The sequence below is a fragment of the Curvibacter fontanus genome, assembly GCF_054780335.1.
This window is the reverse complement of the sequence record NZ_BAAGWN010000035.1, coordinates 17,299-27,315: the sequence shown is the minus strand read 5'-3', so window position 1 is coordinate 27,315 and position 10,017 is coordinate 17,299. Positions and strand designations below refer to the sequence as shown.

Below are 10,017 nucleotides of genomic sequence, written 5' to 3'. Positions count from 1 at the left end.
CGCGCACCCGCTTTTTCGCCGCCTCGCTCAATCGCTTTTGCACCATGCCCATATTCTCCAGGAACAAGCCTGCAGACATAACGCACGGACGGTACAGCGGTTGTCATGTTTTTAGAGAAGATCAATAGGTTCTTTTGACAGTAGTGGGAACATCCTCAGTAGGGCTGCTTTCTTGATCCATCTTCATAATATTGACGCCGATATGATGAACACTCGCATCGCCGATTTCGACCAGAACCGTTCCGAAACACTGCGCCGTATGTGGTTCGTTGGGGACGTACACGGCGAGTTCAGACACCTCGCTCAGTCACTGCTGCAAGCTCAGCTGCGGCCGTATTGGATCGTCTTTGTGGGAGACATCGACATTGACCACAGGCCATTCAATGAGATCTTCGCGCCCCTACGTCGATTCGATCCCGATCTGAGGATTGCCTTTATTCACGGCAACCACGACGCTGACAGTCACGAGCACTGGTCGATGCTGCATGACGCCGGAGACGCAGTGGCATTGCACGGCAAGGTTGCGAATCTTTCCGGGGTCCGGGTGGCTGGCTTGGGCGGGCACTTCGTCCAAGGCGTCTGGTTGCCACCGGCTGCCCCGGCATGTTCCTCCAAGCAGGCAGCGGTGAGCCGCAACGCTTTGCAGTTTCGCGGCAGCCAGCACCCTTCGCCGGAGTACAACGCTGCCATCTATGCAGATGACCTTGATGCCCTTGCGAAAGGGCAGGCAGACATTCTTGTAACGCACGAGGCCCCCAGCTGTCATCCTCGCGGATTTGAGGCCTTGGATGGACTGGCGCGCAGTTTGGGTGTGGCCAGAAGTTTTCATGGGCACCATCACGATGATCAGACGGCTCAGTACACCAAGCATCGCAGTCGCCTGGGATTCGATGCTGTCGGTCTTCGCTACTGCCAAATCAAAAACGGTCTTGGTGAGGAAATCTACGAGGGTGTACTTGGATGGTGATGCTCATCACCCTCGGCGGAATCAGGTGGGCTACCCGCTCCACAAGGAACGATCGTCCTTTTGGGCAGTGAGGCCCTCATACGATAGATTTCTAAGCATGGCAAAGAATCGCAGTCGTCGTCTTAGGAAGAAGCTCCGAATTGGTGAGTTTCAGGAGCTTGGCTTCACATGGGAGGCCTCTTTCAAATTGCCTCTCAGTCCGGATCAGGCGGAGGCGTTGGTGGCTGCTCTTATCGTCGAAGCCATTGAACCTGGTGACCTTGCATTTGGAGGTGGGTAAGCGGTGGCGTGGTCACCCGTCCTGGTCGCAGCTCCGTCTCTGAGTCGCAACGCCTGGCCGTGCTGAGTTGGCTTCGAGCCCGGTCCGAGATCGCTCAGGTCAGGGCGAGCGAGCTTTTCGACATTTGGTATGCCGACGATGAGGGTGTTATGCCGTAACTGTTCCGGCAACTCGGTTTTAGCCGCGTCAGCCGCGGAAGGCCCTCAATATTTCGATCCTCGCTTTTGCTTGATTGCATCAGTGTCAGATGACGACGCTTGGCAGGCTCTACGGCTCAGTTCGGGCGATAGCGCTTCACGACCGAATCTTCGACCTGACCTTCATCCATGAAGGCGTTGACAATCCGACCATGTCAAGTGCGAGCTGGGCTTCGCTCAACGCAAAGTTGCACATTCAAATTGAAGTTGCACTTTATCACCGGCTCGATATAATTTAAGTTGCACATTTAATTCAAAGTGCAACTTCATGGATCCTGAGTTCACTGATTTGACCTCCAACCGATCGAGAAAAGGGACCGGCGTCAACGGTCGTTGGCGCAACTGGCTCATCGAGATCAAGTCGGGCAGCAGCCTGCGCGACCTACGCTCGTCCGCGCTGCAGATGGGCTATGAATTGCTGTCATCCCGTGACTCCCTGCTGCGAGGGTTGATCGTGCTGCAGGACAGCCGTATCAGTCCCAGCAAGATCGCACAGGAACGGGAGATGATGCAACGGCTGTTTAGGCCGGAGTTGATGCAGCGCGTCGAGTTCCTTCGCGCAGACAGCAGTAAAAATCCACAGGAATGGGACCTCCCTGCCGAGCTACGCAATGCTGACTTCCTCGCATATCTGGATGGCCTGGCTGAGCAGGACGCTGCTGCAGTTCGCGGCTACACCAGTGCCCCTGGTGCAGGCCGCGATGCGGTGTTTGAGCGGCTGATCCAGACTTGGCTGCAGCACAAGCCCCCGGAGTCGACGATGCAGATCGTCTCAGCGGCCGGTGTGAGCTACCCAACTGCTGCGGGCATCATCAGGTCACTTGAGCAGCAAGGCCTGATCGAGCGGGGCCCAGGTCGGGCGATCCAGCTCGGGCGCTTCCCGTGGTCCGAGTGGAGAAACTGGCTTGCACGGACCTCAGATACGCGCAAGACAGTGCACTATGTCTCCACGACGGGCTTGCCCAGGCCCTATCTACAGATGGTGTCGCGGTTACAGGACATGCAACGCTCGGACGTCGCGATCAGTGGTGTATTGGGGGCTCAGCAATACGTTCCAGAGGTCAATATCGTGGGAACACCTCGGCTAGACCTTATCGTCGCCGGTCAACCCGGCAGCTTCTCCGACTCTGACGTGCGTCGTCTGGACGCAAGCCTGGAGCCGCGCAGCGGTGAATCTCGACAATCCCATGTGGCGGTGCATTTCATTGGCAAGCGCATGGACCCTGGCTTCGAAATGCGCGATGGCCATCAGTACGCCAGTCCTGTGCAATGCCTGGCGGACTTCTACGAGCTCGGGCTCGATGGGCAGGCCCAGGAAATCATCCAGCAACTGGTCGAGCGTCGCTCCAAAATCACCCCATGAATGATCTCTCTCCCAACGACGTACTGCGCCAGATCGCGGGTTCACTGCCGGCGGAGTTCCGTCAGCACGTGATCATCGTCGGCAGTCTGGCAGCCGCTTACCACTTCCCCCGGGAGTCTGGAGAACGCCGGGTTGCCACGAAGGATGTGGATTTCATGGTCGTGCCCCACGCCGCGGCAGTCGTCACGGCGCAAGAGGTCACCAACCGGCTGATCGACGCCAAATGGAGTTTGCGTCCGCATGACAAGTGGGGAACGCCAGGTACGCCAGAGCAACCGACCGATGCACTACCCGCAGTGCGTCTGCAGCCACCGGACAGCAAGGCCTGGTTTCTCGAACTACTGGGTGCACCCGACGAGAGCAAGCCACCACGGCTGGAGCGCGAAATGCACCGCCTACACACCAGCATTGGCGACTTTGCACTGGTGAGCTTCGGCTTTCTGGGCTTGGTTCAGCATGATGCGGTGGAGTCGGAGCACGGCGTGCGGATAGCGACGCCGGCCATGATGGCGCTGGCCAACCTGCTGCATCACCCAGAAGTCGGCCCTCAGGTGATTGCAGATCTGCCCTACTTTGGCCAGAAGCTGCGACGCGCCAGCAAGGACTTGGGGCGGGTGGTCGCGTTGGCGCGACTCGGCGGGAGAGCCGAAACCGATACCTGGGCAGAGCGCTGGGCGCGCGCCTTGCAGAGCATGCATCCGGCACAAGCCGCGGAGCTGGCGCAACGTGTCGGCTCAGGTCTGAAGGACTTGCTGTCCAACGCGGAGTTTGTCGCCCAGGCGCTATACACCTGCAATCTGGGGCTGTTGGCAGGACAGGATCTCAACGAAGCCCAGTTCCGCGGTACCGCACAGGTGGTGCTGGCGGATGCGATCGAACCTTTGGAACAGCTGGTGCAACGCGGGCGCGATTCCGACAGACCTCCGCCGCCACGACCGTGATCTTCCGGGGATAGTTGCACGTCTGCCGGGACCCGGTATTCTGGATACGAAGCCACGCCACCTTAATCGCCCGCCCTATTTCCTGTGAAAGCCCAAGTCTCTTCCGACCTGCACCTGGAGCTACTTCCCGAAGACCTGGGTGTGGAAGTTCTGATCGAACCACACCCCGAGGCCGACGTATTGGTCCTTGCTGGGGACATCCACACCGGCGTCAATGCGATCCAGCACTTCCGGGATTGGCCAGTTCCGGTGCTCTACGTCCCAGGCAACCATGAGTTCTACGGGCAGGTATGGGAAATGGCCCGGGCCGCACTGAGGCAGGCTGCTGAAGGCACCTCGATCCGAGTGCTGGATAACGATGCTCTGCATATTGATGGAGTCCGTTTTCTGGGCACGACCCTGTGGACGGACTACGCAGTGGATCGTGGCCGACCAGCCGCTAGCGCGATGGAGCTGGCAGGAAGCTATCTGAAGGACCACTTCGAGATCCGCAGCCTAGCGGGCGACGGCACCAAGGAGTTCATCACTCCTGCACAGATGCGGCAGGATCATCAGGCCAGTCGTTCATGGCTTGAGGGTGAGCTAGCACTGGACTTTCCTGGGAAGACTGTCGTCATCAGCCACCATGCACCCCATCGGCTGAGCGTCCATCGCAAATATGTAGGCCATCCCCTAACGCCCGCGTTTGCGTCTGATCTGTCAGACCTGATGCATCAGGCGGATCTCTGGATTCATGGCCATGCCCACGACAGCTTTAACTATCAGGTGGGCCGATGCAAAGTGGTCTCGAATCCTGCAGGATATGTACTAAACAGGAACGAGTTCGTTTCGGGCAGAGGTGAGCTCAGATTGGAGAACCCTGACTACGAGCGCCGCCAACTGCTGGATGTCTGATCGAATTCCTCTGAGATCTACTTTGACGCATTGACCCAGAACGGGGTCGCGGACAGGTCGATGAATGCACCGGAGCCTTGCTATCGTGAGCGGCCATTCGCACCGCAGCATGCGGCATGCATTCCCTCACTGTATTCGTGGGCCAAGTTTTCGATATGCTACGTAGGCAGCGCTTGCTTAAGAGTTTCTATTGCCTCAACCCACCCCAATCGCTCCTGCTCAAGCCGAACACATGGCCCCCAGCGATTGGCTCTTAAGTCTTTGTAAACCGACTGCTCATCTGCTGTCAGTGAATCGAGAGAAATGTCGGGGCACTGCGTGGGTTCTTGTCCCCAGTATGGCTTATGCGACAGCAATGTTTCCTCGTTCATCAGAACAGACCGCAGCTGTGGAATCACCCGGCGAGCACGGTCAAGTATCGCGAAGCCATGCGTGTCAATGTCGCCCCAGTACACCACATTCTGCTCGGGCAGCCATGAAAGCGCCCGCAAGGCACTGACAGCATTCCCCAACCGCATGATGACGACAACCCCTGGCAGATCTGGAAGAGCCAGTCCCGTCTCCAGGTTTTCGACGATGACTACACCTCTGGGTGCGATGGGTAACGCCGCAAGCTCTGCGACGGGGGCTTCGAGGTCGCTCAGTCCACTAACACATTGACGCAAAGTAGGACACAACATCCGAATGCGTACCCGATGCGCAGGCCTTGTTAGTCCAAGGAGGCGATAAACATCGCCATCGTCGTCCATGACCTCCCGCTGCGACCGAAGCAGGTCTGCGACCAAGCCAGTTCGCTTCTCTAGCCACTTTGTATCTAGCCCCTCCACTGGGAGCTGGCGAAGGTACAGGCCTGACGCCGGATTTGACTCTAGCCACGCCAAGAGCATGATCAGCCGCTCGAAGTCCTCCGATGAATAGTCAGCGAGAACGTCGTACCAGGACGCAAGCGTCTTACGCTGCGCCATGATTGGCCAACGGGTCACCATTTGCCGGTAACGATCCCCAGCAATCTCCCATCGTCGGGATTCGCCAACGGCCACCGCAACTGCGCCAGCATTTTCCATGGTCAAACTGACCGGAAGTCGGTGTCGCCCTAGCCTTGCAAACTGGCGTTCTTCGAACACAACCTCACCGGGTCCAGTTCTCGACTGCCAAGCTGAAGCCCACGCCCTGACGGCCGCCGCATCCTCCGCGATGTCTTTCTCGGTTGGTACTCCCAAGCTGACTGTCAAAGGCCAAGTTCCCTCGCCCATCAACCAGCTTTGATGCTGGTTCCTGAAGCGCCGAGCAAGGAAATCTTGGGCAGCCTCAAGAGACAGAAGCTTTTTCGGCATTGCGAACATCCTGGGTCAACTTCAGGCGCTGGGTCTCGCCGTCGTACTCGATGGGAATGACCTCCGACTTCTTACGGTCCTTAATATGCACGAAGCACGCACCACCAATGAATGGCTCAAGTGTCATTACTGACTTCAAGGGTGTAGCCACGATCATCTGGAATCCGAAGGTCTTGAAGATGTTCATCGCCATCGCAGTGAACTCGGCATCGGCCTTGTCAAAGGCCTCATCCAGGACTACCGTGGAGTAACTTGGCAGGGCTCGATCTTGGCCACCAAGCTGGTAACGCAGTGCCGCGGCCAAACAGGTTGCCGCAAGCTTCTGCCGTTGCCCACCGGACTTGCCAGCGCCGCTGCGGTAAACCTCCACTTCGATGTCATCAGCGTCGAGTTCGCGGGCGACGAACTCCACGTGCTGCCGGACATCGAGCACTAAGCTGCGCCAATTCTTGTCCACGGTCTCCTGGCTCGCGAGCCGCTTGACCAGGGCGGCCAACGTCTTGAAACGTTCCTCAGCCAATTCGCGATCATTGGAGAACGAGTGACTGAGCGACTCCTTTAAGTTCGCGCGGAAGATCCGAACCTCCTCGAGCGACTTGTCCGTCGTCTCGATGACGAGGTGAGTCCCGGGATTGAACGGCGCCGTTTCCAAGCTTTCGTTAACAAGCTCCATGCGCGAGCGAATCGCCGAACGCTCCTCGTCGAGCTTGGTCGCCAGCAGCGTAAGGTTCTGGTCGCTCTGCTCGCGCAGCAGACTGAAAAACCGGTCCTCGTAGGCAGGGAGGTTATCGTCTTCGAGACGCTTGAGCTTGGCCAGATAGTCGTCGGCGCTAGCCAGCGTGGCGTCCAGACCTCCTGCAACCGCAGGCCACAGGCGGTTGAATTCTGCGAATCGCTGGACGATAGACCCTTTCAGCTCGGCCAAACGAGTTTCAAGGGCACGTAACTCGGTGCCGAGGACGCGGTCGACCAGACCGTTCACTTGGTCAAGATTCTCGAGAGTGACTTCCTTGCCGATAGCCGTGTACCTAGCTGCGATTTGGTCAGCGAATGCCGGTGCACGGTCAGACGTAGGCCAGAGACGCGCCAGCTCATCAAGCCTGTCCTTCATCTTGCCGATGTCACTGACGATGCCTCGGCCCTTGGAGTCCTCTTCGTTCTTCTTTCCGACCGCGATGGAGTGAACACCTTCCTGCGTCGCAATGGCATCGTCCAGTCGAGCAAGATCGGGTCTTGCCTCACGCTCAGCCTCTAACCGTGTCGTCAAGTCTTTGATGCGAGCCAGGAGTGAGCCGACGTCCACATCGTTCCAGGTCAGATTTGAAAGGTTCTGGCAGTGCAGAAGCTGCTCTTGCTGGAGGTCTTCTTCCACACCGACCTTCTTAAGCTCCTTCTCCAGCTCGGTGATACGGCCACCGAGCTCCACCGCCTCGTTCTTGTACAGCTCCAACTTTTCCTTGTTGTCAAATCCCAGAACCCACTGGCTGCGGTCATTGACCGAATGGCGGTCATTCTTCTCATGTCGCGTCGTGCTGTGCTTGACTAGACCCTCACGCGTAACCGCCCTTGAAGCATTTCGGAACGACTGCAGCGTGTCAGCGCACTCCAGGTCGAACGCGTTCTTCAACTCCTCACGCACCCAGTCACCATAGCTGCCATGCGCCAAGTTCAGTTTTCGCACCAGTGAGTTCGGACCAGGCGTCCGACCTGACGCCTGCTGAATGGTTCGAAAGTACACCAGGCGTTCACCGATGTTGCGCTCGTTCAGATATGCCGAGACAGCTGAGTAATGCTTGTCGTCGACAAGGATGGATCGCGCGAAGCCGCCCAGAACCCGCTCAATTGCACCCCTCCATTCAGCCGAATCCGAACGTACCTCGACCAACTCGCCCACGAAGGGCAGCTTTTCCTCCGGTATCGAAAGGTCCCGAGCCATACGCTCGCGGAGGTCCAAAAGCCGGGCAGGCAGGTTCGATTTCTGTCGCTCGAGGGCCTTGACCTCGTTCACCGTTTTGGTGAAGTCCTCGCTAGCCTGCCGATGCTCTGCCTTTAGCTGGTCTTTGCGGCCTTCGACCTCCATCTTCAGGTCCCGTGCCTTCAGTACGCGCTGCTTGGCAGACTCCACGCGTTGGACGAACCAGACGACGCTGTCCGGAACAGCCCATCCCATGACCTTGCAAGCAGCAGCAGCCTGGTCGCGCTTGTTCATTCGGACGGGTTTCTCTTCCTCCGCCTTCTTGATGTCCTCTTCAAGGCGATCCAGCACATCAGAACCCATGTTGAGCTTCTGACGCTGCAGGTCCGTCAGCTTTTTGTACTCGTCGTCGGCGATTTGAGAGAACCGCTGAAGCTCCTGGCGAGACGCTTCCTTGGCCACGCCCAGCTCCGCAATGCGCTCGTCGATGAGAACCTTGCGCCGGTACTCCCGGTATTGGTCAGTGGCTGTCTGGATAGACTGCAACCCGTTGCGGTCGTTGTTGCCCCGTTCAAGCTCTATATGCTCCTCCCGAGCGGGCTTGAGCGTCTGGATTTGCATGCGGGCAGCCACCACCTCCTGATGCGCCTCGTTCAACTCCCCGAACTCATTGACGAGGCTGGAAGCAATTGCGAAGGTCTCTGGCTCATCGAGCATGAAGTCCCGCAGGAACACGTTGAGGTCACCCAGGTTCTTGGCGGACTGGGTCTTGTGAAGGAGCCGAAGCGCACGTTCATTGTCAATTCCGAGCAAACGGCGGAATCGCTCCTGGTACGCGCTGAACTCCGTGTGTACCTTTGCATCGGATAGGTCGTGCTTGAATCGGCGGGTGTCAAACTCGTTCTTGGCGAAGAACTCGAGCTCTTGCACCTCGAACACACGCTCGAGGGTCAGGTACAACCGCTTGGCATCCCCGGAAGCAGTGGAATTGCCTTTGACCCAGAGAACCTGCGCGAGGACAACGACACGCCCCTGCTCGTCGCGGTAAGTCTCAGCGATGGCAGACCAGGTGGTACCACTGCGCAGGTACTGCGAAACGTACTCACCACCATCACCCGTCTGTTGGGCCCAGGCTCCACGTAGGTAGGTCATGACGCTACGGTCACGACCATGTCGCTCGGTCTCGCGAGCGGCCACGTTGAAATCCACCCACTTGGGCGGTGTCAAAAGCGCCGCGTGTGCATCCAGGACCGTCGACTTACCTGAACCAGACGGTCCGACGAAAAGGTAGCCCTCCTTGGGGATCGGGAAGTCGAACACATTTGAGAATGTTCCCCAGTTGAACGTCTGGATACGAGAGAGCCGGAACTGGTCACTGCTGCCGTCTAGTATGGTGGTTTGGCCAAAGGGGTTCATAGCGGCTCCCCCTCGTCATTACTATTGCTGGCGGGCTCATCGACTTCGACGTCATCGCCACCATTGGCTGTCTCCGGAGGCGAGGAGGCTAATGCAGCGTAGGTTCGCGCCAGGTCTTGTATCTCCTCAGCCGAGAAGAGCAGCTTCAGGGTCGGCGACACTTCGTACCGTTCGCCGGAACCCCGGATAAACTGCAGCAGGCTCAATTTCTTAGCCTTGTCGACGGCGTTGACAATCTGTCGTTCGAACTTCGCATGGTCGGGGTTGCTGTCGCGCTCAAACACCGACAGGTGCTCCTGCATATCATCGAGCGAGACGACCGCGCGCTCGCCCTGCGCATCCGCCTGGGTCAACCGCTGCCGCAAGAACAGCAACAACGCCGTCTCCAGAAAAGTCAGCGAGGCCTTGCGGAGCAAGATGGGAACATCGATGTCTTCGGAGACGACTTGCCGCGTGAACGCGACGCGCTGCTCGTGGTCGATGACGACCTCAAGAAACAGGTCGTGCATGCGCGACCGGATGATAGACTCATCGCGTAGCAAGATCGGCCAGAGCCTGGATTGACGCCGAGCGTCCACCGAGGGGCCGAGAAGTAGCTGCACCAGCACACGCCGGGTGTCGATAGGGAGTCCACCCGTGTCGCCTCGGAAGGTTGTCCCCTCCGCGCCCGTGACTCTGGATTCATGCTCCTCAGCGGCTGGCCCCTCCAT

General features: G+C 58.3%; 9 protein-coding genes. 6 read left to right on the top strand and 3 right to left on the bottom strand.

Features of this window, described 5'->3' with window-relative positions; translation table 11 throughout:
- The first annotated feature begins 172 nt into the window (after nucleotides 1-172).
- From ACYVH8_RS13155 to ACYVH8_RS13130, 6 genes are all read left to right on the top strand, one after another.
- Nucleotides 173-967, top strand: coding sequence for a metallophosphoesterase family protein (locus ACYVH8_RS13155; RefSeq protein ID WP_460489269.1), 795 nt, complete (start codon nucleotides 173-175; stop codon nucleotides 965-967).
- A complete protein-coding gene (locus ACYVH8_RS13150) occupies nucleotides 891-1,247 on the top strand; it encodes a 50S ribosome-binding protein YggL (RefSeq protein ID WP_460489268.1) in 357 nt (118 codons plus the stop codon). The genes ACYVH8_RS13155 and ACYVH8_RS13150 overlap by 77 nt, the downstream gene beginning before the upstream one ends.
- 8 nt (nucleotides 1,248-1,255) lie before the next feature.
- Nucleotides 1,256-1,405 (top strand): 50S ribosome-binding protein YggL, encoded by a 150-nt coding sequence (locus ACYVH8_RS13145; RefSeq protein ID WP_460489267.1) that lies wholly within the window; start codon nucleotides 1,256-1,258, stop codon nucleotides 1,403-1,405.
- A gap of 307 nt (nucleotides 1,406-1,712) precedes the next feature.
- Nucleotides 1,713-2,807, top strand: coding sequence for a hypothetical protein (locus ACYVH8_RS13140; RefSeq protein ID WP_460489266.1), 1,095 nt, complete (start codon nucleotides 1,713-1,715; stop codon nucleotides 2,805-2,807).
- The gene (locus ACYVH8_RS13135) at nucleotides 2,804-3,748 is read left to right on the top strand and encodes a hypothetical protein (protein WP_460489265.1); all 945 of its coding nucleotides are present in this window, start codon (nucleotides 2,804-2,806) and stop codon (nucleotides 3,746-3,748) included. Before ACYVH8_RS13140 ends, ACYVH8_RS13135 begins: the two co-directional genes overlap by 4 nt.
- A gap of 84 nt (nucleotides 3,749-3,832) precedes the next feature.
- Nucleotides 3,833-4,642 (top strand): metallophosphoesterase, encoded by an 810-nt coding sequence (locus ACYVH8_RS13130; protein ID WP_460489264.1) that lies wholly within the window; start codon nucleotides 3,833-3,835, stop codon nucleotides 4,640-4,642.
- Between the two features lie 158 nt (nucleotides 4,643-4,800).
- On the opposite strand, the gene ACYVH8_RS13125 is transcribed toward ACYVH8_RS13130, so the two are convergent.
- From ACYVH8_RS13125 to ACYVH8_RS13115, 3 genes are read right to left on the bottom strand one after another with little or no spacing between them, the layout of a single operon-like run.
- The gene (locus ACYVH8_RS13125; RefSeq protein ID WP_460489263.1) at nucleotides 4,801-5,976 is read right to left on the bottom strand and encodes a Wadjet anti-phage system protein JetD domain-containing protein; all 1,176 of its coding nucleotides are present in this window, start codon (nucleotides 5,974-5,976) and stop codon (nucleotides 4,801-4,803) included.
- On the bottom strand, nucleotides 5,951-9,307 hold the full coding sequence (locus ACYVH8_RS13120) for an ATP-binding protein (protein WP_460489262.1): 3,357 nt from the start codon (nucleotides 9,305-9,307) through the stop codon (nucleotides 5,951-5,953). Before ACYVH8_RS13120 ends, ACYVH8_RS13125 begins: the two co-directional genes overlap by 26 nt.
- Nucleotides 9,304-10,017, bottom strand: coding sequence for a DUF4194 domain-containing protein (locus tag ACYVH8_RS13115; RefSeq protein ID WP_460489270.1), 714 nt, complete (start codon nucleotides 10,015-10,017; stop codon nucleotides 9,304-9,306). The genes ACYVH8_RS13120 and ACYVH8_RS13115 overlap by 4 nt, the downstream gene beginning before the upstream one ends.